The sequence below is a fragment of the Capnocytophaga leadbetteri genome (assembly GCF_003054025.1).
GTDB lineage: Bacteria > Bacteroidota > Bacteroidia > Flavobacteriales > Flavobacteriaceae > Capnocytophaga > Capnocytophaga leadbetteri.
This window is the reverse complement of sequence record NZ_QBKG01000011.1, coordinates 1-22,808: the sequence shown is the minus strand read 5'-3', so window position 1 is coordinate 22,808 and position 22,808 is coordinate 1. Positions and strand designations below refer to the sequence as shown.

Annotated in this window: 17 protein-coding genes; 8 read left to right on the top strand and 9 right to left on the bottom strand. The window is 39.1% G+C overall.

Annotated features, from left to right (window positions below):
• The first annotated feature begins 2 nt into the window (after positions 1 to 2).
• From C8P65_RS08820 to C8P65_RS08800, 5 genes are all read left to right on the top strand, one after another.
• Complete coding sequence (locus tag C8P65_RS08820) at positions 3 to 818, top strand: energy transducer TonB (RefSeq protein ID WP_095913051.1); 816 nt, start codon at positions 3 to 5, stop codon at positions 816 to 818.
• Positions 819 to 820: 2 nt separating this feature from the next.
• Positions 821 to 2,041, top strand: coding sequence for a bifunctional folylpolyglutamate synthase/dihydrofolate synthase (locus C8P65_RS08815; RefSeq protein WP_107782486.1), 1,221 nt, complete (start codon positions 821 to 823; stop codon positions 2,039 to 2,041).
• 43 nt (positions 2,042 to 2,084) lie between these two features.
• Positions 2,085 to 3,314 carry a sodium/glutamate symporter gene (gene gltS / locus C8P65_RS08810; protein ID WP_107782485.1) on the top strand — a complete coding sequence of 410 codons (1,230 nt, stop codon included), beginning with the start codon at positions 2,085 to 2,087 and terminating at the stop codon, positions 3,312 to 3,314.
• An 85-nt stretch (positions 3,315 to 3,399) separates the two neighbouring features.
• The gene (locus C8P65_RS08805) at positions 3,400 to 6,162 is read left to right on the top strand and encodes a sodium-translocating pyrophosphatase (RefSeq protein WP_107782484.1); all 2,763 of its coding nucleotides are present in this window, start codon (positions 3,400 to 3,402) and stop codon (positions 6,160 to 6,162) included.
• A 69-nt stretch (positions 6,163 to 6,231) separates the two neighbouring features.
• Entirely contained in the window at positions 6,232 to 8,274 is a 2,043-nt protein-coding gene (locus C8P65_RS08800) for a M3 family metallopeptidase (protein ID WP_107782483.1), read from the top strand.
• Between the two features lie 69 nt (positions 8,275 to 8,343).
• On the opposite strand, the gene C8P65_RS08795 is transcribed toward C8P65_RS08800, so the two are convergent.
• From C8P65_RS08795 to htpG, 9 genes are all read right to left on the bottom strand, one after another.
• Positions 8,344 to 8,661 (bottom strand): DUF4298 domain-containing protein, encoded by a 318-nt coding sequence (locus C8P65_RS08795; protein ID WP_107782482.1) that lies wholly within the window; start codon positions 8,659 to 8,661, stop codon positions 8,344 to 8,346.
• A 50-nt stretch (positions 8,662 to 8,711) separates the two neighbouring features.
• The gene (locus C8P65_RS08790; RefSeq protein ID WP_107782481.1) at positions 8,712 to 9,119 is read right to left on the bottom strand and encodes a hypothetical protein; all 408 of its coding nucleotides are present in this window, start codon (positions 9,117 to 9,119) and stop codon (positions 8,712 to 8,714) included.
• Positions 9,112 to 9,963, bottom strand: a complete 852-nt coding sequence (locus C8P65_RS08785) for a riboflavin biosynthesis intermediates N-glycosidase (RefSeq protein ID WP_107782480.1) — start codon at positions 9,961 to 9,963, stop codon at positions 9,112 to 9,114. The genes C8P65_RS08790 and C8P65_RS08785 overlap by 8 nt, the downstream gene beginning before the upstream one ends.
• Positions 9,964 to 9,974: 11 nt before the next feature.
• The gene (locus C8P65_RS08780; protein ID WP_107782479.1) at positions 9,975 to 10,742 is read right to left on the bottom strand and encodes a Mur ligase domain-containing protein; all 768 of its coding nucleotides are present in this window, start codon (positions 10,740 to 10,742) and stop codon (positions 9,975 to 9,977) included.
• A gap of 15 nt (positions 10,743 to 10,757) precedes the next feature.
• Positions 10,758 to 12,479 (bottom strand): alpha-amylase family protein, encoded by a 1,722-nt coding sequence (locus C8P65_RS08775; RefSeq protein WP_107782478.1) that lies wholly within the window; start codon positions 12,477 to 12,479, stop codon positions 10,758 to 10,760.
• 150 nt (positions 12,480 to 12,629) lie between these two features.
• Positions 12,630 to 16,400: a T9SS type B sorting domain-containing protein gene (locus C8P65_RS08770; protein WP_107782477.1), complete on the bottom strand. Its 3,771-nt coding sequence runs from the start codon at positions 16,398 to 16,400 to the stop codon at positions 12,630 to 12,632.
• A 361-nt stretch (positions 16,401 to 16,761) separates the two neighbouring features.
• On the bottom strand, positions 16,762 to 18,315 hold the full coding sequence (locus C8P65_RS08765) for a sialidase family protein (RefSeq protein ID WP_107782516.1): 1,554 nt from the start codon (positions 18,313 to 18,315) through the stop codon (positions 16,762 to 16,764).
• A gap of 56 nt (positions 18,316 to 18,371) precedes the next feature.
• A complete protein-coding gene (locus C8P65_RS08760; protein WP_107782476.1) occupies positions 18,372 to 18,947 on the bottom strand; it encodes a PhnA domain-containing protein in 576 nt (191 codons plus the stop codon).
• Positions 18,948 to 19,080: 133 nt separating this feature from the next.
• Entirely contained in the window at positions 19,081 to 20,955 is a 1,875-nt protein-coding gene (gene htpG / locus C8P65_RS08755) for a molecular chaperone HtpG (protein ID WP_107782515.1), read from the bottom strand.
• A 425-nt stretch (positions 20,956 to 21,380) separates the two neighbouring features.
• Between htpG and rhuM (C8P65_RS12440) the strand changes: the two genes are divergently transcribed.
• The 3 genes from rhuM (C8P65_RS12440) to C8P65_RS08745 are packed head-to-tail and all read left to right on the top strand — an operon-like array spanning position 21,381 to position 22,375.
• Positions 21,381 to 21,731 carry a RhuM family protein gene (rhuM, locus tag C8P65_RS12440; RefSeq protein ID WP_245887376.1) on the top strand — a complete coding sequence of 117 codons (351 nt, stop codon included), beginning with the start codon at positions 21,381 to 21,383 and terminating at the stop codon, positions 21,729 to 21,731.
• On the top strand, positions 21,728 to 22,126 hold the full coding sequence (gene rhuM / locus C8P65_RS12435; protein ID WP_245887375.1) for a RhuM family protein: 399 nt from the start codon (positions 21,728 to 21,730) through the stop codon (positions 22,124 to 22,126). The genes rhuM (C8P65_RS12440) and rhuM (C8P65_RS12435) overlap by 4 nt, the downstream gene beginning before the upstream one ends.
• 42 nt (positions 22,127 to 22,168) lie before the next feature.
• A complete protein-coding gene (locus C8P65_RS08745; protein ID WP_107782475.1) occupies positions 22,169 to 22,375 on the top strand; it encodes a hypothetical protein in 207 nt (68 codons plus the stop codon).
• Positions 22,376 to 22,808 lie beyond the last annotated feature (433 nt).

Here is a 22,808-nt window from a genome sequence, read left to right as displayed (position 1 = left end):
TTATGAGTTTATTAGATACCACACATAAGCGCAAGTCGCTGGCACTCACTACCGCTGTGATGAGCATAGTGGTGCTATTGCTCTTCTTTGCGGGAATGACTTATTTAGACCCTCCGCCAGAGAGTGGAGTAGAGGTGATATATGGGGTAGATGTTACGGGTATGGGGGAACGTACAACGCCTCCTAGTGCTGCCCAACAAGTAGAGACCCAAACGCCTCCTGAATCGGTGCCAGAAGAAACAACTTCTACAGAGGTGAAAGAGAATCTTTTAGCCCAAGATAATGACGAAACAGTAGCAATAGCCGAAGCACCTAAAAAACAAGAAAAAAAGAAAGAAACTCCTAAAACAGAAACTCCTAAGCCTGACCCTAAACCTTCGCGTGAAACCTCTGAAGCACTTTCAAGTATATTGGGGGCTGCCAATGCAGGGGGTAGTGGTACTGCAGGACAAGGTGACGGACAGCGACCTGGTTACCAAGGACAAATAGATGGTAGTCAGTATGCCGACTCCTACTATGGTGCAGGAGGTGGTGGCTCCTCTGGCAAAGGTTGGGGACTGAAAGGGCGCAGTATTGCTACCCAAGGGAAGGTTGTACAAGATTGCAATGAGGAAGGACGTGTAGTAGTACAGATAGAAGTAGATCGTAGTGGTAAAGTAGTAAAAGCTACAGCTGGGGTAAAAGGTACCACTAACTCAGCTCAGTGTCTGTTAGATGCTGCTCGAAAGACGGCCTATAAACACAGCTGGAATCCTGATGACAATGCTCCTGCTCGTCAAGTAGGCTTCATAGTGATCAACTTCAAATTAGGAGAGTAATAATGAACTATCAAGAAACATTATCGTGGATGTTCAATCAGTTACCAATGTTTCAAACACAAGGAAAAACTGCTCTGAACAATAAATTAGACAGAACAATTGCTTTTGCCTCAGTATTAGGAAATCCCGAAAAGAAATTCAAAACCTTACATATAGCTGGTACTAATGGCAAAGGGTCATCGAGTAGTATGCTCGCTTCTATATTGCAAGAGGCTGGTTATAAAGTAGGGCTTTACACTTCTCCTCATCTAAAAGATTTCAGAGAGCGTATCAAAATAAATGGTGTAGAAATTCCAGAGGAACGTGTAGTGAGTTTTATTGCTGCCCATAAAGATTTCTTAGCCACTCATCACCTCTCTTTCTTTGAGATGACAGTAGGTTTGGCTTTTGATTATTTTGCTGAAGAAAAAGTTGATATAGGGGTAATAGAAGTGGGCTTAGGAGGGCGTTTTGATTCTACTAATATCATCACTCCGGAAGTGTCGCTTATCACCAATATTTCTAAAGATCATACCGATATATTAGGTAATACCCTACCTGAAATCGCTTTTGAAAAGGCAGGTATTATCAAGAAAAATACCCCTGTAGTGATTAGTGAATATCAAGAAGAAACAGCTCCTGTATTTATTAAGCGAGCAAAAGAAGAGAAGGCTCCTATAGTTTTCGCTAATGAACTGACCACTAACCTCACTACCGATTTGCAAGGTATTTATCAAGAGAAAAATATCAAAGGTGTAATAGCTGTAATTGATTTTTTAAAACATCAGGGTTGGGATATCAGCGATGAAAACCTCAAAAACGGCTTGCTAAATGTAGTGAAGAATACCCATCTTAAAGGGCGTTGGCAAACTCTTAGCACCCACCCAACTGTTGTATGCGACACAGGGCATAATATCGGCGGACTCACTTATGTAATGGAGCAGCTGAAAAAGCAAACTTATACACAGCTACATATAGTAATAGGTTTTGTAAAAGAAAAAGATGTAAAGGGTGTTTTAGAACTTTTTCCTAAAGAAGCACATTATTACTTCTGTAGCCCGAATATCAAACGTGGATTGGCTGTAGATACATTGAAAGAAATTGCCACTGCTAAAGGATTGAAAGGGGAGGCTTACTCTTCAGTGCAAGAAGCAGTATCTGCAGCTAAAGCAAAGGCACAGCCTACTGATTTTATTTTTATAGGCGGGAGTACCTTTGTAGTTAGTGAATTAGCTGATTTGTAAATTTGCTAATTCTTTTTTATTAAATTGCTAATTTTTAAAACCAATGAATACAATTATTATTGATCCTTATTACACCCTTATTATTGCTACTCTTGTGCTATTGGTAGGACGCTTATTGGTGGGGAAAATAAAGATACTTCAAAACTTCAATATTCCTGAGCCAGTGGCTGGCGGACTATTAGCTGCTGTTATTATCTTTTTGCTGTATCTTAAATATGAAATTTCATTAGAGTTTAGCACTAATTTGCAAGAGGCCTTTATGTTGTTTTTCTTTTCATCAATAGGGCTCAGTGCTGATTTTTCTCGATTAAAAGCAGGAGGTAAAGGGCTGATTTTCTTTCTGGGGGTAGTAGCTCTTTTTATAGTAGTACAAAACTCAGTAGGAGTAGGATTGGCAAGTGCATTGGGGCAAAATCCTATTATGGGTTTGATAACAGGTTCTATCACCCTGACCGGAGGACATGGTACAGCAGGTGCGTGGGGTAAGATATTAGAGACAGACTATGGTATTAAAGGGGCAACCAGTCTCGGTATGGCTTCAGCTACCTTTGGCTTGGTACTCGGTGGACTTATAGGAGGTCCTGTCGCACGAAAATTAGTCAATAATATGGGGAGAAAACCTATAACTGATAAAACTACTGATAATGTAGTAGATACTGTAGTTGAAGTGTTTGAAAATGCAGGTAAGCAGCGTCTTATCACTTCAAAATCAGCTATAGAAACAATGGCTCTTTTTGCAGCTTGTCTATCGTTTTCAGCTATAATGGTTTCTCCTACTGTTACAGCTTACTTGCCCGAAAAATTTACTATTCCACAGTTTGTATGGGCTTTATTCTTCGGGGTACTTCTGCGCAATGTACTTACTAATGCTTTCAAAGTAAATATGTTTGACCGTGCTATAGATGTATTTGGCAATGCTTCACTAAGTCTGTTTTTAGGGATTGCTCTTTTAAATTTAAAACTTTGGACGTTGTTAGATATAGCTGTGCCGATGCTTATCATCTTAGCAGTACAAACTTTTGTAATGTGTACTTATGCTTATTTTGTAACTTTCCGCTTAATGGGGGCTGATTATGATGCAGCAGTACTCAGTGCGGGACATTGTGGTTTCGGCTTAGGGGCTACCCCTACGGCAGTGGCTAATATGCAGTCGGTTACTGAGCGCTTTGGCCCTTCCCATAAAGCCTTTCTAATCGTACCGATGGTAGGGGCTTTCTTTATAGACTTTATCAATGCCTTTATCTTGACTACTTTTATAGGTTTCTTAGGATAGAAAACAAAAAAAATCATATTTTATTTTCTTATTAATATAATCTTTTGTACTTTTACCGCCTGAATAATTAATTACTAATATTTGTATGGATAAAATGATGTTATATCTACCGTTAGCCCTTGCTATTCTGGGGCTTATCTTTATGATTACAAAGGCTTTGTGGGTAAACAAGCAAACCACAGGCAACGAGCGAATGCAAAGCATCTCTAAAAGTATCAAAGAAGGTGCAATGGCGTTTCTTAATGCTGAATACCGTATTTTAGGTATTTTTGTGGTAATAGCCGCTATAGCCTTATTTATTGTTTCGCGTATGGTCGAGACCTCTCACTGGCTTATCGTAGTAGCTTTTGTGTGTGGAGCATTTTTCTCTGCCTTAGCAGGAAACATAGGTATGCGTATTGCTACCAATTCTAATGTGCGTACTACTGAAGCTGCACGCACTAGTTTGCCAAAAGCTTTAAAAGTGTCATTTGGAGGTGGTACTGTAATGGGATTAGGAGTAGCAGGTTTAGCTGTATTAGGTTTGAGCTTGTTCTTCATCCTCTTTGTAAACACCTTCATAGAAGGGGGTAAACCTTTTTATGATGAAATGACTCTTGTTCTTGAAGCTTTGGCTGGTTTCTCATTAGGAGCTGAGTCTATTGCCCTTTTTGCTCGTGTGGGAGGTGGTATCTATACCAAAGCTGCTGACGTTGGAGCTGACCTTGTAGGAAAAGTAGAAGCAGGTATCCCAGAAGATGACCCTCGTAACCCTGCCACTATCGCTGATAACGTAGGTGATAACGTAGGTGACGTAGCTGGTATGGGGGCTGACCTATTTGGTTCATATGTGGCTACAGTACTTGCCTCAATGGTATTGGGTAACTACGTAATCAAAGATATGGCGATGAGCAGTGGAGGAGCTTTTACAGACAATTTTGGCAATATGGGGCCTATACTTTTACCTTTGGTAATCGCAGGGGTAGGTATTGTAGCTTCTATCATAGGTACTTTCTTTGTAGGTATCAAAAATAATGAAGCTAAAGAAAAACAAGTACAAAGTTCGCTAAACACTGGTAACTATGTAGCTTTAGGGCTTACTTTGGTAGCTTGTTTCTTCCTAATCAAATATATGCTTCCTGAAACTATTCAGATGAGTTTCTTTGGAGAAGGTGTAAAGAGTATTCCAAGTATTAATGTATTCTATGCTACTATTGTAGGTTTAGCCGTAGGATTACTTATCTCTACTATTACTGAATACTTTACTGCTTTGGGTAAAAAACCAGTGTTGAACATTGTGCGCAACTCTTCTACTGGAGCAGCTACTAACATTATAGCAGGTTTAGCTACCGGTATGAAATCTACCTTTGGTTCTGTATTGCTTTTTGCAGTAGCTATCTGGGGGTCTTATGCCTTAGCAGGTTTCTACGGGGTTGCGATTGCAGCTTCAGCAATGATGGCTACTACTGCTATGCAATTAGCTATTGATGCTTTCGGACCTATTGCTGATAATGCAGGAGGGGTAGCTGAAATGAGTGAACTGCCAAAAGAAGTACGCCAACGTACTGATATTTTAGACTCAGTAGGTAATACTACTGCTGCTGTAGGTAAAGGCTTTGCAATTGCTTCTGCAGCTCTTACTGCCTTAGCATTGTTTGCAGCTTATGTTACCTTTACAGGTATTGATGGTATTAACATCTTCAAAGCTGATGTATTAGCAGCCTTGTTTATTGGAGGTATGATTCCAGTAATTTTCTCAGCTTTAGCTATGCAATCAGTAGGAAAAGCGGCTATGGATATGGTGAACGAAGTGCGCCGTCAGTTCCGCGAAATTCCTGGCATTATGGAAGGAAAAGGTACCCCAGAGTACGGTAGATGCGTGGATATTTCTACTAAAGCTGCTTTGCGAGAAATGATGTTGCCTGGTGCAATTACTATTATTACCCCTATCATTATCGGTTTTGTAATGGGAGCTGAAGCTTTAGGAGCTTATATGGCTGGTGTAGCTGTATCAGGTGTAGTATGGGCAATCTTCCAAAATAACGCTGGTGGTGCTTGGGATAACGCTAAGAAATCATTTGAAGCAGGGGTAGAAATCAACGGACAAATGACTTACAAAGGTTCTGACGCTCATAAAGCAGCTGTAACTGGTGATACTGTAGGTGACCCATTCAAAGATACTTCAGGACCTTCAATGAATATTCTTATCAAACTTACTTGCTTAGTAGGCTTGGTTATCGCTCCTATCTTGGGCGGACATACCGCTGATGCTAACGGAATGCCTGTAGAAGCTCAAATACGTGAAGGAGAGGCTGAAACCGATATGATACCATTAGAACCTGCTATAGAAGTAGTAGAGGGAGTATTAAACGCTGATGGTAACTTTGAATACAATGTAGGTAATTTATTTCAATTGAATCTTCTTGACAATACAATGTTAGAAGTAGGTGAAAATTCATCTGAGGCTCACCTTGTAAAATTGTTAGAAGATAAAAACCTTACTACTCCAGAACAATTCAAAGATAACTGGATTACTTTGGATAGAACTTACTTCAAAACAGGTAGTGATGAACTTACTGAAGGTTCAGAACAACAATTAAAAAATATTGTAGCTATATTAAAAGCTTATCCTAAGGCTGCTATCCGTTTAGGGGGGTATACTGATAATACAGGTAGTGCCGAAGGTAACTTAAAACTTTCTGAAAGACGTGCTAATTCTGTACTAAACAAATTAGTAGCATTGGGTGCTAACAAATCACAGTTGAGTGCTCAAGGTTATGGAGCAGAGCATCCAATATGTCCTGCTAACGATACCGATGAATGCAAAGCTAAAAACAGACGTATAGATGTGCGTTTAACAGCTAAATAATAATATTTTAGTTAAATATATAAGGGGCGGATTGGTAAAATTCGCCCCTCTTTTTAAAACCAACAGACTATGAAAAAACAACTTTTTTCAGTGCTACTATTCACTGCTTTAGTAGGCTGTAACTCTTCTGAAAACCAAAAGAAAATGACAGAGAATATAGATAATAATCCACTACTTGTAGAAAGCACCTTACCATATGGAGCTCCAGACTTCTCAAAGATAAAAGACGAGCATTATCGTCCTGCTCTTCTTAAAGGGATGGCTTTGCAAAATGAACGTATAGCGGCTATCATAAGTAATAATGAAGCCCCTACTTTTGAAAATACTATTGTTGCTTTAGAAAAAAGTGGAGTGGAATTAGAACGTGCTTCAGCTGTATTCAACGCTCTAACAGAAGCACATACTAACGACACACTGAAAGTATTGCAAAAAGAGCTCTCTCCTAAGTTTGCTGAACACGCAGATGGCATTCACTTAAACGAAAAGCTTTTTGCACGTATTAAAGCCTTATATGATAAACGTGAGAGCTTGCAATTAGATGCTGAATCACTTAAATTGTTAGAAAATTACTATGAAGATTTTGTAGTAGCAGGTGCTAACCTATCCACTACTGATAAAGAAACCCTTAAAAAGTACAACAGCGAGTTGGCTTCTTTAGAAACTGATTTTAACCAAACGCTTTTAGAAGGTTCATTAGCAGCAGCACAAACTATCAATGGTCAGAAAGTAGCTATCGTAAATACTACTCAGCAACCGCTCCTTAGCGAATTAGCAGACCGCAATCAGCGCAAACAACTATTTGAAGCAGCTTGGAATCGCACCGATGGAGGTGCTCATAATACTAATGATATTTTAAAACGCATTGCCTTACTTCGTGCTAAAAAAGCAGAACTTTTAGGATTTAAAAACTATGCAGAATGGAGTTTGCTACGTACTATGGCTAAAACACCTGCTGCTATTGCCCAGTTTTTTAAAGATTTAGTGCCTGCTTCAGTAGGTAAAGCTAAAGTTGAAGCTAAAGAGATACAAGCACAAATTGCTAAGACAGGAGGCAATTTCAGCTTAGAACCTTATGATTGGAACTTCTATGCTGAGCAAGTACGCAAGGCTAAATATGATCTTGATGAGAACGAAATAAAACCATACTTCGAGTTGAAGAATGCTCTTGAGAATGGAGTGTTTTATGCGGCTACTAAGCTTTATGGTATTACCTTTAAAGAACGCAAAGATATACCCGTATATCACCCTGATGTATTAGTATATGAACTTTTTGAAGAAGATGGCACTCCATTAGGGCTTTTCTATGGTGATTTCTTTGCTCGCGAAAGCAAACGCGGTGGGGCTTGGATGAGCAACTTTGTAAACCAATCGAAGTTATTGGGTACTAAACCAGTTATTTACAATGTATGTAACTATGTGAAGCCTACTGATGGCAAACCTGCTTTGCTTACTTATGATGAGCTTACTACTCTTTTCCATGAATTCGGACATGCCTTGCATGGTTTCTTTGCTAATCAACAGTATGCAAGTCTATCAGGGACAGCAGTAGCACGCGATTTTGTAGAATTTCCTTCACAATTCAATGAACATTGGGCTTTATATCCTGATATTCTTAAGAATTATGCGGTACATTATCAAACTAAACAACCTATTCCGCAAGCCCTTATTGATAAAATAAAGAAAGCGAGTACTTTCAATGAAGGGTATGCTTTTACTGAAGTATTAGCAGCTGCTAATTTAGACTTACAATGGCATACTATTCCTGCAGATACTATTATTAATAATGTAAATGATTTTGAGAAGTCAGCTCTTGAGAAGACTGGTTTATGGGTAAAAGAAGTACCTCCAAGATACCGCTCATCTTATTTTGCTCATATCTTTGGAGGAGGTTATGGTGCAGGCTATTACTCTTACCAATGGACAGAGATGCTCTGCCACGATGCCTACCAATGGTTTGAAGAAAACGGAGGACTTACTCGTGCTAATGGGCAACGCTTCAGAGAGTTAATTCTATCTAAAGGCAATACAATGGATTATGAAAAAATGTATCTCAATTTCAGAGGAAAAGCCCCTGCTATTGAGCCCTTACTCAAAGCACGTGGACTAAAGTAATTCTTATATCAAAAAAAGACTGTCCTAAGAAGATTTTGCTTAGACTTCTTAGGACAGTCTTTTTTATGTTTATTCTTGCCACTTCCTCGCATTGATGCGGTCTAATAGTGGTTGAAAACTATCAGCGAGGTCAAACTGAGTACCTATAGCATCAAAAATAGCATCTTGAGTGAGTACCCATTGCGGTACCTCATCTGGTATTTCGCCGTCATTACTGTCAAAATAATCTTCTCGCCATTGTGGACTGTCATAATATGCCTCTAAAGCCTCATATTCAGGCTGTATAGCGTTCCACTCTTCTAAAAGAGCTTCAGCATTAGTAAGAATACCTTCTAATCGCAAGAGGATATCATTCATTTTACTGATATTTTCGTATCGTTTATTCATTTTTTTGCTTTTTGGTTATATATCACTTCTAACTTATTCTTTCTTAAAAATTAAATTTCAGGAAAAATAATCTCTTTAGGAATGAAAGTATAGTCTTCTTTATTGATAACTTGAACTTCTTTTAAGTAATTTTCTTTAGAGAACTTAAAACAATAAGGTTTGTCTCTCAAAAAATCCCATTGAACAATAGCTTCTGAATGTGTTACCTTAATTGTTGCCCATCCTCCATCGTCTGCAACACCACAAGCACAAGTAAACAATAGATATTCACCACTTTGTAAGTTACTTTTGTATAATTCACTGGGGACTATCAGCATATCTTCAAAATCAGGATAAGTAGCTATATCCTCATCATCAATGAAAAGCTGTAGATAACTACAATTTTCAAAACGAATACTATCGCGAATGAGGTATTCATCTTCTTTTAGTGTAACTACATTGATTTTGAGTCTATTCATTTCTATTTTTCAGTAAATGTACATTCTGATATACCTTTCTTATCTCGTCTCTTACTTCCATTAGCGCAAAGCCCAACAAATTCTTGCCACGCCATGAGGCGATGTTATGTGCTTTCTCGTTGTCTTTCCCCAAGCCTATCCCCCAAATGGTATCCATCGGACTCGCTTCTACCAGTATTTTATCGCCTGTAGAAAGCAAAAAATCCATCATTTCCTTATTCTGAGTGAATTTGTAATAATTCCCATTGAGCACAGTACTATATTTGGCTTTATCCCACACCTCATCGTTAAAATTTTGCACTTTCCTACCCAAGGTCCTCATCAGTTTAGGGTCGGACGTGTTCATTATTTCCTCCCTCACTTGTTCATCGTCAAACAAACGCGCTTTTTCAGCCATCATATACTGCTCAGCACAGTAATACTCATCACCATCTACAGAAAAAGGTGAGGGTTGCCATTGTGAAAAACAAGATTCATCAACTACCTCTGCATTGGGCTTCCAAAAGAAAGCGAACTTGAGCTTCTTTGCCGAATGGATAAAGGTTGCTATAGAGTACTTATAAGCGCCTTTAGGTTGCCAAACTGGAATTCCTTCGTAGTAATAATCCTCTTCGTCATCTATATCTTGGTCATCTTCTTCCCATCTGTTGTAATGCCAAAAACAAGGATACGGAAAAAGTGCTTGGTACTCTTTTTGTTGTGCAGGAGTAAGGGTCTCATACCAGTCCCAAAACTTGCATTTATAATCTTCACCAGCGCCCATACGCCAGCCTATCGTAAATTCAGTATAAGCAGGGAACGCAATCCACTGCGGTGCCATAGGTGTAAAAGAAAGTTTCCCCATAAATGATTTTTTTATAAATGATAATCTGCCATTGCTTCATAAAAATCAGCTTCATCAATAGCCATATTTTGGCATACCCACTTAGCAGCTTCTATATTGCTTACAGATGTAGCACTAAGTTCTCCTAAAGGAAGCTCTCCTTCTGAGGTAATCAGATAAGTCTCACCGTTGTGCGTCTCAAAAGCAGGGGTACGGTACTCCATCTTCCTAATAGGGTTTTCATTAGCTTCTACTATATTGCTCAGGGCACTATCTTCTTCGTTGTAAATCAATATTCCCCCCTTAGTAATAGCACTGATAAAAGCATCATACGCAGCAGGATTGTCGGTAGGAGCTATGTCGGTAATAAGAGCTACAATAGGGCGCAAGGCAGCACTTTGGGCATCGGCTTCTATAAGCACAAACTCTGTATCTGCCAAATGCACTTGTCGTCCTGCTATAGGTTGTTGCAAATAGTAGCTTAAAGGTTTATTGTAGAAAGCCATAGTATGTAGCACACGCGCTAATACCTCTTGCCTACCTTGTCCGCCTGCTATCACTACACGAGTTTTATCTTTGAAATATTCATACAAAAATTCAGTAGGTGATAGAAGTCTCAGCCCTAACTGTTGTGCTTGTAGTAGGTCTGGGTGATGCTCTGAAAGATGTGGGTCTACCACTACACAATCAGTATTGCCTGACATTTCTTCAGGAAGGATACTGATATGATGCTCGTTGCTGAGCTCTTTCATCAGTGGACGCAAATGTGTACTAGGAGCTACTATAAAATGTATATTCATAATTTGCTAATTTGTCTATGAGTTAATTTTAAATATTAAGGATTCTAAAGGGGCTATGTCTACACGCATATGCCCTTTGCCGTTTTCAATATATAGGATAGTTTTTTTTTCACCGTATAGTGCCTCAGTTAGAGGGTATTTGCCATCATTCAAAAACCAACTACCTAACAGATAAGTAGGCAACTGCAAATCGAAACCATAACTTTCGTGCTCATTAAAATTGGTTACTATTATCCATTGTTCGTCCTCATTACCTCTTGCAAAGCTATATACCTTATCATTGTAATAGATAGTATTTTGGCGATTATATTGGTGCAAATCGATATAAGAACCTGTAACTTTTAAGGTGAGTAAGCGTTGATAGAAATCGCGCAAAGCTCGCTCGGTATCCGAAAGCTGACCGCCATCAAAACGCTTGTTATTTACCCAACGTTGGTGAGCTGGTACCCCTATATAATCAAAGATAGAGGTACGCGACGGACTGCCAAAGCCTGCCCATTCAGCAGCTTTTTCTCCTACTTCTTGACCAAAATATAGCATCACTGGCGACTCGCTGATAAGAGTTGAAACTGTCATCGCAGGTTTGGCTTTTTCAGCATAGCCAGCAAATTCAGGAGAAGCAATGCGTTGCTCATCGTGATTCTCTAAGAAGTGCAACATACGGTCTGAAATGTCAGCAAGCTCACGCTGTATAGGGGCAATAGCATCGGTGGTATGCTCATAGCTGATGATAGCCCGCAGTGTATCGTATAGTTGTACTTTGTCGTATAGATAATCCATTTTGCCCAAATACAAGTAAGGGCGGTATTCATTAGGGTTGTACACCTCAGCCAACAGGAAAGCCTCTGGATTCTGATGTTTAATAGTTGAATTGAGGTAACTCCAAAACTCTACAGGTACCATTTCAGCCATATCATAGCGGAATCCATCTACCCCTTTAGCAAGCCAATACAAAGCTATATCTTTAAACTTTTGCCAAGTATTAGGCACTATTTGGTCTTGCCAAAAGCGGTAATGCACCTCAGTATCTTCATTCTCAAAACCAATAGGTAGCGTGGCAAAATCCTTAGTACCATCAGGGCGTACCCCATAGTTGAGTTTTACAGTTTCGTACCAATCGTTGCGGTCTGGTTTAGAAGCCCGCGCTCCATTGCCAGTCCATTTAGCAGGGAACTCGTGATACTCGCCATAAATACCTTCAGGTAATTGAAAAGCCTCATTGGGGTTATAGTAAAAATTGTTGTTTACAGCATATTGTACACTTGTGTCATCATCTTCACCAAAACCGCGTATTCCTTTAGGCTTAGCAATGCTTTCATAGCGCCGTGCTACGTGGTTAGGCACTATATCCATTATTACTTTTAGTCCGCATTGGTGAGTACGTGCTATAAGAGCTTCCCATTCCTCTAAGCGGTATGTAGGGTCATCAGCAAGGTCAGGATTTACCGAGTAATAATCCTTTATAGCGTAAGGTGAACCAGCACGTCCTTTTACCACTGCGGGAAAATCGTTGCTGATGCCATAAGCTGTATAGTCAGTAGTAAGGGCGTGGTGCAATACTCCTGTAAACCAGATATGTGTTGCTCCTAACTTTTTTATCTCCAATAGGGCTTTTTCAGTAAAGTCCGAGAATTTTCCCACACCATTTTCTTCCTTAGTGCCCCACGGTTTATTGGTAGTGTTAGTATTGCCAAAGAGCCTTGTAAGCACCTGATAAACTACTATTTTGTTGTTCATTTTTGTTTCTTTTCTAAGACCTTGCAAAGGTATGAAACAATTGCTAATTAACAAAAAAACTTTGCCAAAGGTATAGCAAAATTAACCTTTGGCAAAGTAAATATCCAATTTAACTAAAAGTATTATTCGTCAATCTGTAGTATAACTACTCTAACGATAAAGAGAGAAATGCCCATATATTCTTCGTCCGTCGCGCAACTCATCGTTTAGGTCTATAGTATACCAATAGTCTCCCGAAGGCATTGGTTTACCAGCATAGATACCGTCCCACGATTCTCCAGGTTTCAAGGTAGCCATACGTCTGCCATTGCGGTCGAATACGTGAACGAAAGCGTTAGGAAAATCTTCCATTTTTTTAGGGCGCCAACGGTCATTATCTCCATCTCCATTAGGGGTGAAATAGTTAGGTATATCTATATCGATATAAGGTACTTCTACTACTAAAGTGCGTATACAGTCTTTAGCATCTTTAGCTTTCACTTCTATGGTTTTGATGCGTACCCCTCCAGCTTCTATACGTTCAGGGTCAGTGTTTTTGATAGTGTATACGGGGTTATTACCCTGATTTTCACCGTTGAAGTAGTAAGTGTAGCCTGATAAAGGGTCAGTTACACCGCCTTTAGCAATAACTTCTATTACATTCAAATCGTCATTAGGTACGCGCTCTAAAGTGAATTGAGGGAAGCGTGTAAGACTAAAATTCACTATTGAAGCAGGACATATAGGGCGACCAACTCCCATAGGCTTATAGTTAACTGTAAGCGTTTGGGTAAGTGTTTCAGCATCAAAGTCATCAATAAAGGCGATATTGCCAGCTGTACGGGTAAATAAACGTTCTGTTCCGTTGTTTAGATTATAGCTTATCTTATCATAATCCACTACATTGTTGTTAAACTTAACCACTAAGGTATGTACATATCCTTTGTTTGAGGTAGGGTCACAGTTAATTTCGTTCTCTACTGATTGTACAGCTACATCAGGTTCTTCATCAATAGTGAAAGGAGCTAAATGAGCTAACATACAGCCCTTAGTATCCTGTATAGCGATTTCGTAATGAATATTATAAGAGGAAGCTAAATTGCCAAAAGTAACGGTTTCTCCTGCCTTTACACCTATTTTTCTATCTACCACTGTCTTTTTCTCGTGGTTGATGAGATAAATACGATAAAATCCAGAGCCCCCTGCTATATTCGATAAGGTTACACTACCATTTTGGCTATCATCACAGGCTTGAGACTGCGATTTATTTACCTTAATATCTACAGAAATAGGTTTAGGTGCTATAATAGTGGTTTCTGTTATGGTAGTGATACAGTTTTTACTGTCTTCTACTAACAATTGGTAACTACCACTACTAAGGTTTTCGACAGATCCTTTACCATTAGTAACAGTTATGAGAGTATATTCAGGAGTTTTTTCCGTCTTTTTCTCTAATTTGTATTTATACGGAGGTACGCCTCCACTTACTTGTACTTCAAATATAAGTTTGCCATTATTAACATCTCCACAAGAGGGTGCTATGATTTCAGCATTGAGTTTGCTAAGAACGATGGGAGTGTATTCTTCAATAGTAACTGATCCCATAGCCTCACAGCCCGCAGCATCTTGTACGTGTGCATAGTAATAACCTGATTTTAGGTCAGAAAAGTTGAGAGTGATAGCATTCGCTCCTACACCTACATTTGTTTCACTGTATACAGTTCCTGTGCGTTTGTGGGTGAGGGTGATAGTATAAGGAGAGACACCTCCACTCACTTGTACGATAGCAGCTCCTTTAGCATCCTCACAATTGGCTGAGGCTTGTACTGTAGTAGCAAGTTTGAGAGCAGCAGGCGGTTCTGGCATTATTACTTTTCCATAGAGCTTACAGCCTGTCTCTGCTACAGTTACTTCTATTTGGTAAGAACCTGCTGAAAGGCGAATCATAGCGCTACCATTAGTTGAAGTACCTGTTACTACTGAGTTAGCGGTTATGCGATAATCAAAAGCACTCACTTTAGTAGCAGAAGCCTGTTTATTCTGTATGCTGAGGGTAAGCAATCCTTTGCCAGACGAACAAGTGGCTTTTACAGGAGTTCCTACCACTAACCTATAGTCTTCTGCCACTGACTTCACTTCATAATCTTCACCTATACTACATTTGGTTTGTTCATTCAATACCTCTATATGATACTTACCAACCCCTAAAGCTTCAGTTCCATTAAGCTGCAAAGTAGTATCATCAAGGTGTATCTCTCTTCTGTAATTTTTATCTTCACTTGTGATGATATATTTTAGCCATGTTCCTTTTACGTATTTAGGAGTTACAGCTACCTTTACAAGTACCTCTTCTTTGCGCTCACAAGTAGCTTTTTTTAGAGTCTCAAAGCTAATGTTTTTAAGTACAAAAGAAGGTTGTACTGTTACAGAAGTAGTCCCCTCATAACGACTACAGCCGGCAGCATCTTGAACTTCTATGGTATAATTACCAGCAGTTACACCTGTAAAGGTATAAACAGAAGAATTAAGCGTTTGTGAAAGTTCACTCTTAGTGGTTTGATGTACTAATCGCACTTTATAAGGAGCTTGTCCTCCTGATATGTGCAAAGCTATCTCACCATTCTCTTGTGTACAATCCTTGCTGTATAGTGGGGTAGCGCTTACTTGTATAGTAGCAGGAGGCTCAGGCATTAGTACTTTATCATAGAGCTTACAGCCAGTTTCAGCTACAGTTACTTCTATCTGATAAGCACCTGCTGGTAGCGGAAGGGTGATACTATCATTAGCAGTAGTGCCTGTTACTACAGTGTTGCCGGTAATATGATAACTAAATCCTCTTTTAGTAGCTGTAGCCTCTTTTGATACTATGCTGAGGGTAAGCTGTCCTTTTTCTGTAGCACAAGTAGCTTTTGCGGCTCTAACATTTAGCTGCATAGGGGTAGGGGCTTTCACCTCAAAACCTCCATAGGCATAGCAACCTCTTTCATCGTGTATAGTTATTTTGTAGCTGTTAGGCAATACATTTAGTACAAAAGTGTTGCCTTCAGTAAACTGTATAGGTTGCTCGGCTTGTCCATTAAGTTGATAATAATGCTTACCCTGTCCTCGTTGTGCAAGGGTGATATGCACAGGTATTGTACCATCAGTTTGCACTTGGCAGAGTTGTGCTACAATAGAGGTTATAGAGAGGATAGGGTAGCGGCGAATGGTAACAGTGTCCGACACTACACATCCTCTAACAGGATCCATAGCGTAAATACGCCATATGCCCTCATCTAAACTGATAAAAGTATTGCCATTTGTGGTTCCTTTTTGCCAGCAAGGTACTCCGTCATAAGTAGGAGCCCCATTTATATTGTCATCTGCATAATCAGGCTTGCGAATATCAAAAGACTCACCACAAGGTTTGTGTCCCTCTTCTATCTTTTCGTAACTATAGATATAGCTATCTTTTTCGCCTCCTGATACACGCAAGAGCACGCTGCCCTTATCACTACTCTTATTATTGCAGCCTATGTCTTGTTTTTCTAAAAGACTCATCTGCAAAAGAGCTTGTAGCTGCAAAGAGTATTCTTTGGGCGATTTAGGGCAAGAAGTACTTGTAGCCACAAAGGTATAATTGCCTGACGGCAAGTTAGGCAGCTCAATACGCCGATTTACATTGCGTGTTTGGGTTGCCGTAAATGTACCACTGGCTCTTTCTATTTTCTTATTATCTAATAAACGCCAGTTAATAGGTTCATTTTCTTTTACGCCCCAAGCGTATACATTCAAAATTTGTGCAGAACAATTTCCTTTATCTGGGAATACTTCCATCATAAATTCCCGACAAGGATTTTTACTATCAACAGCAATGTTGAAAGAATTGGTTTGATTTGCATTTTCTTGAGAGTAAACACTTACTCCTGCTGTTAGTAGCAACATTGTAATTAATTTTTTCATAAAATATTAACTTTTCTAATGTTAAATAAAAATTAAAATTATATTGTCTTTTAACAAATGAAAAATTGGATGTTTTTTATTTTTTTACTTAACCTTTCACTATTCGAGGGCGAAGTTACTGATATTTTTTAAATATGCAAATATATTATGAAATAAAATTGTTAAAATTTTAAGGTTTATGTATAAGGGAAGACTTAACTACTTGATTTTCAATTTTAAGATATTATTAACAAATATAGCTTTAAAATGTTAATTATGAAACGTTCTATTAATCATTTGTTAATTTAATTGTTTTCTTAGACAAAAAAGCACTGCTTCGGCTGTTTAAGCCGAAGCAGTGCTTTTTATAAGAATTATAAAACTATTTTAAAAACTCTTTTATAGCAACTTTTTGGAAATATAAATCACCATCTCCTTCGTAAAGAATACCAAGAGTCTTATTGTCTATTACCGTTAGGCAAGAATACCCCATATTATCTTTCTCATATAGCAATATTTGTGGGTGTTTATCCCAAGTATTACCCTCATCATCACTCACTTTCACGGTTAGGTTAATACGCTTTTTAGCATCAGCCGGATTAGAGAAGAATAAGTATTGCTTACCTTTCTTATTTTTATATGATATGATACTTGCCATACAGTTAGGCTCTACCAAAGCAGTACGCGAAGTAGAGTGTTCTACCCAAGTTTTCCCCATATCAGTAGTAACAGCTACTGATCTACCATTATAAGCATCAGAAAGTTCGTAGTTAGAACGGTTGCGGTCATCACGCATATTCAGCATTAGTGAGCCATCGCTTAGCTGTACTACTTGCGCTTCTGTAGTATGCGATTTTGCTCCTGTGCCTACCTGCCAAGTAGCACCGTGGTCTTTGCTGTAGATAATAGTAGAGTGTGGCACTTGGTCTTTGTCTTTAAATTGCCCCGCAAATACTAAGGTGCCGTCTGCCATACTGATACCTCTACCAGGCCCTTCAAAGAATAGATGCCACTCTGGGTTTTTCATTTGTGCAGTTACATTTAGAGGCTGACTCCACGTCTTGCCATCGTCATTACTTTTTACCACTACTATTTGTCCTGTTTCATCAGGAGTCAATCCGGGTTTAGAGCCCCACCAAGTCATCACTTTAGGGTCTAATCCGTGTTGCCATAAGCCCATTACCCAAATAGTATTGGTCTGCTCATCTACTAATACAGCTGCATCACCTACCCCATTTAAGCGGTTAGGCTTTCCACCCCATTCCCCCATATCGATTACTTCTTTCATTGGCTCCCAAGTCTGTCCGCCATCAGTACTTCTGCTCATTCCTACGTTGATGTCTTCTTGCAGGTCTTTGCAGTTGTTATAACGATTGTCGTAGATAGCAATCAGTGTTCCTTTATTTGTAGTAGCGAGTCCTGGTATGCGGTAGCACGCAATACCGTCTTGCTGGCGATGGCGTAGGGTGATAGCAAAGCGTTGTCCTTCTTTGCTTTTATTGCGTAGTACGTATTTCTTATCAGAGGTTTTTACCTTTACACCTGCAAGCAAAAGTTTGTTTAGCAAGTCTGGTGAAGCCGTAGTGCGAGCAGTCACCCAAAAGTATACGGTGTCTTTTGCTGCTTTGTAGTTGCCTGAAAGCTTAACTTTTTTGCGCAATTTAGTAGTTTGAGCAAATAGGGTAGCCGCTTCGCGTTTGTTTCGTGTACTCGCATAAACTGATAGATTAGCAAGATCTACCATTCGGTGTTTAGTTTTGAAGGCAAGTACTACATCTTCTACCTGCACACCCTTCTCAATAGGAAGAGCAAAAGAGGTAAGAGTGTTTTCTTTCTCAGTAACAAGCGGCATATGTGGTTGTGCAAAAGGAAGTGTTTTCTGCGCAAAGCCCATACTCATACACAGCAAAGCTGCCATTGTAAATAATCGTTTCATATATAAATTCATTTGTTAATATTTATCTTATCAATTGGCTAAATGGTAATTTACTATTAGCTCATTCGCTTCACATATTGCGTAAGGATTACTATTTGTTGTCCTTCTACTTTACCCTCTATATATTCGGCGTTTTCAGGGTCAAGAGCGATTTTGCGCACAACGGTACCTTGCTTAGCAGTCATACTTGTGCCTTTTACTTTTAGGTCTTTGATGAGTACTACGTTGTCGCCATTGCTTAATACAGCCCCATTGCTATCTTTGTGTATTACCTTTTCGCTTTCGTCAAGGTGGTCATCAGAGTCTTTTGCAAAAGCGAGCTCCTCATCGTCTAAATACATCATATTCAGTAGGTCGAGCGACCAGCCTTCACCCTTTAAGCGGTTTAGTAGTCGCCACGCCATTACCTTTACGGGGCGGTGTTCGCTCCACATACTATCGTTTAGGCAACGCCAGTGATTGCTATCCATAGTGCTTGGTTCTTCTATTTGGCTTAGGCAGGTATCGCATACCAGCAGGCTATTGTCTGTGCTTTCGTTTCTAGCAGGAGGTACGGTGTATACGCCTAAGTTTTCAGTAGCTCCACAGAGCTCACAACAGTTGCCACTACGGGCTTTTAAGATTTCTATCATTTCAAATCGTCGATTTTGTAATTAATTCGGGTGTGCAAATATACACTATTTCCCTAAACTACACAAAAAAACTTTGTCAAAGCCTTAAAACTCTGACAAAGTTTATATTATAGCTAATCGCCAAATTGTCAAATTAGCAAATTTCCCAGTTTCTCTTTACAAACTCTGATAGTTCTTTACCTTTTAAGAGTCCTTGTGAGAGGCGTGCCAAATCAAAGGCTTGCTTAATGAGTTTTTCTTTAGCAGCTTCATCAGCAGCAAGTATGGCATCGGCTAACGGAGCGTTGGCGTTCACCACCACGTGGTACATCTCTGGGAAAGCTCCAAACATACCGCCACCACCAGTAGCGCTCATCTCTTTCATACGGCGCATAAACTCTGGCTGATTGATAACAAACGGTGTGTCATCACTGTCTAAATCTTCTATTTGCACCATATATCCTTCTTTAGGAAGTACTTTTTCAATGTCTGTTTTTAGCGTGTTTTTCTCCTCTTCGCTGTGTTTAGCAAGTATAGGCTCGTCTTTTTGTATTAGTTTAGAGAGCGGAGCGGCATCTACGCGTGCAAAGGTTAGTTTTTCGTTCTTTTCTTCTAACTTCTGAATAAGATGCGATACTATCGGACTGTCTAATAGCACTACTTGGTAACCTTTAGCTTTTGCTTCTTCTATAGCGGTGTATTGTTGCTCTTTGTTTTGAGCGTATAGCACTACTAATGTATCATTTTTGTCAGTTTGATTTGCTTTGATAGCTTCTTTTAGCTCGCTAAGCGTGTAGTATTGTCCTTCAGTAGTCGGATAAAGTACGAAATCATTAGCTTTCTCATAGAATTTCTCATCGGTAAGCATACCATATTCTAATACAATCTTGATGTCATTCCACTTGTTTTGGAAGTCCTCTCTATTGTTGGTAAAGAGCGATTTAAGCTTATCGGCTACCTTACGAGTAATGTATGACGAAATTTTCTTTACATTACCGTCAGCTTGTAGATAAGAACGCGATACGTTTAGCGGAATATCAGGCGAGTCAATCACCCCTTTAAGCATAGTGAGGAACTCTGGTACAATACCCTCTACATTATCCGTTACAAATACCTGATTTTGGTATAGCTGTATGCGGTCTTTCTGCAATTGCATATCGTTAGACAGCTTAGGGAAGTATAGTATACCCGTTAGGTGGAACGGATAATCTACATTTAGATGTATGTGGAATAGCGGTTCTTCAAACTGGGTAGGGTATAATTCGTGATAGAATTGCTTGTAATCCTCATCGCTGAGGTCTGCGGGCTGTTTTGTCCACGCAGGGGTAGGGTTGTTGATGATGTTATCTTCAGTGCGATATTCTGTTTTATAGTCCTCAGGAGCGTTTTCTGGGCGGGGTAGGGGTACTTGTTTAGTGCCGAACTTAATAGGTATAGGCATAAACTTGTTGTATTTGCGCAATAGTTGTTCTATGCGATACTCTTCTAAAAACTCAAGCGATTCATCGTTAAGGTGCAGTATAATCTCCGTACCGCGTTCACTGCGTAGGTCTGTTTCCTCTAAGCTAAACTCCGGACTGCCATCGCATACCCAGCGTACAGCAGGGGCATCGGTGTATGATTTAGTGATGATTTCCACCTCATTAGCTACCATAAAAGCCGAATAGAAACCGAGCCCAAAATGACCTATCACGCCGCTGTCTTTAGCGGTGTCTTTATATTTAGCCAAGAACTCTTCAGCTCCCGAAAAAGCTATCTGGTTGATATATTTCTCTACCTCTTCAGCCGTCATACCGATACCTTGGTCGCTGATGTGTAGGGTTTTATTATCTTTATCAACTTTTACTTCTATGATAGGGTTGCCGTATTCAACCTTAGCCTCACCTATGCTGGTGAGGTGTTTTAGTTTAAGGGTAGCATCGGTAGCGTTAGAGATGAGCTCTCGCAAAAAGATTTCGTGGTCGCTATACAAGAATTTCTTGATAAGCGGAAAAATGTTTTCTACAGAAACGTTAATATTTCCTTTCATATATTCAATCAATTTTAGTTTTTTGGATATTTCTATAGCTAAAAGAGTACCAAACTAAAAACAACTGACAAAATGGCAGTTTTTCTCTTATGCTCAACTTTCCACAATAACCTATATCTCTCCCATTTTTTCTAGCCCTTCCAATCCTCCCAAACCTCTCAGGAAAAATTTCTTTTATCTTTTTCCTTTAGGTTAGATATACCTACCCTTTAGGAAGAGCGAAGGAAAGTCGGCGAGCTGGCGCAGCCGAGTATGTGACGAACAATCATCGAAGTATAACCGTCTAATTATTATCTCAAAACCAGAAAAATATACTACTTCAGGCTGATTTTCCCTTCCTTCGGGAAAAAGTGCAAATGCTGTGAATAATTTTTGCTTATTTCTGTATAAATCACTAACTTTGCGACTCCTGATTATAGTAATCGATGAACAGAAAAAAAACAACTAAAGATATAGTGCGGGCTTCAGTGGCAGAGTATCTTACTTTTGTGACAGCTACAGGTGAGAGCAATATACAAAGTCTCTATGCCGATGAAAACGTATGGCTTTCTCAGAAAATGATGGGATTGCTTTATGATGTAGATGTAAGAACGATTAATTATCATTTACAAAAAATATTCTCTGACAATGAGTTAGATGAAAAATTAGTTATCCAAGATTTTCGGATAACTGCCTATGATGGTAAGACGTACAATACTAAACACTATAACCTATCGGCAATTATAGCGGTAGGGTACAAGGTAAATTCAGAAAGAGCGGTACAATTTCAGAGGTGATTTATGAGCGTGCTGATGCTGATAAAACTAATATGGGGCTTAACACTTGGAAAGACGCGCCTAAGGGCAAGATATATCCTTTTGATGTAGTAGTGGCTAAAAACTACCTGACCGAAGATGAAATGGCGCAGCTACAGCGTTTGGTATCGGCTTATTTGGATATGGCAGAAGATATGGCACTACGGCATATACCGATGACGATGAGCGATTGGGAGCAACGTTTGAATCGCTTTTTAGCATTTGCTGACCGCCAAGTATTGCAAGACGCAGGCAAAATAACCGCAGAAATAGCTCGCGCACACGCACTTAGCGAGTTTGAGAAGTATCGCATTGTGCAGGATAGGCTTTTTGAATCAGATTTTGATAAATTTATAGAGAATAGTCTACTAAGTTAAAAAATAGTTGTATATTTGTCGCAAATTTTAGAAGTTATTATTATGGAAACACTTACTATTAAACCACCTAAAGGAGTTAGCCTAAGTGATGCAAAAATAGCTCTCGAACGACTTAATTTTGAAATAATAGATGATCAGGAGTACACCATTTCTGATACTTATAGAAAAGAGTTGCACAATCGCTTAAGAGAATGGGAATTATCTCCAGAAACAGGAATATCTTTAGACGATGCTAGAAAATTAGCATAGAGTTATAGAAAATAAATACAAAATTAAAAAACCATTTAAACTCTATTTAAGAGAAACAAAAAGACAATAACATAAAGACATAAATTAGCGTTTCGCTTTACGATTTTCCTTTCTATAGAAAACGACCAAATTTTTCAAGTAACAGAGGAAAAGTAAAAGTCGAAATGCCTGCGTTGTAAGCGTGGGCATTCCTTTTGATTTAGTTACAGCCTTTGGTCGGGCTTCTATAGAAAGTAATAAGGAATGTTTCCACGCTTTTTTATACTCTTATGTGAAAGACAAAGGCGGTATCTGAAAAGCCTGTAATAGAGTAGGAATAATAATTTAATTGAGATGTTAAAATAATTTCATATATTTGCACTCTGAAAATTAATGTATTATGGAATTATTTAAGGGACAAAGCCTCTTAGAGTTTACTGAACGCTTTAAAACA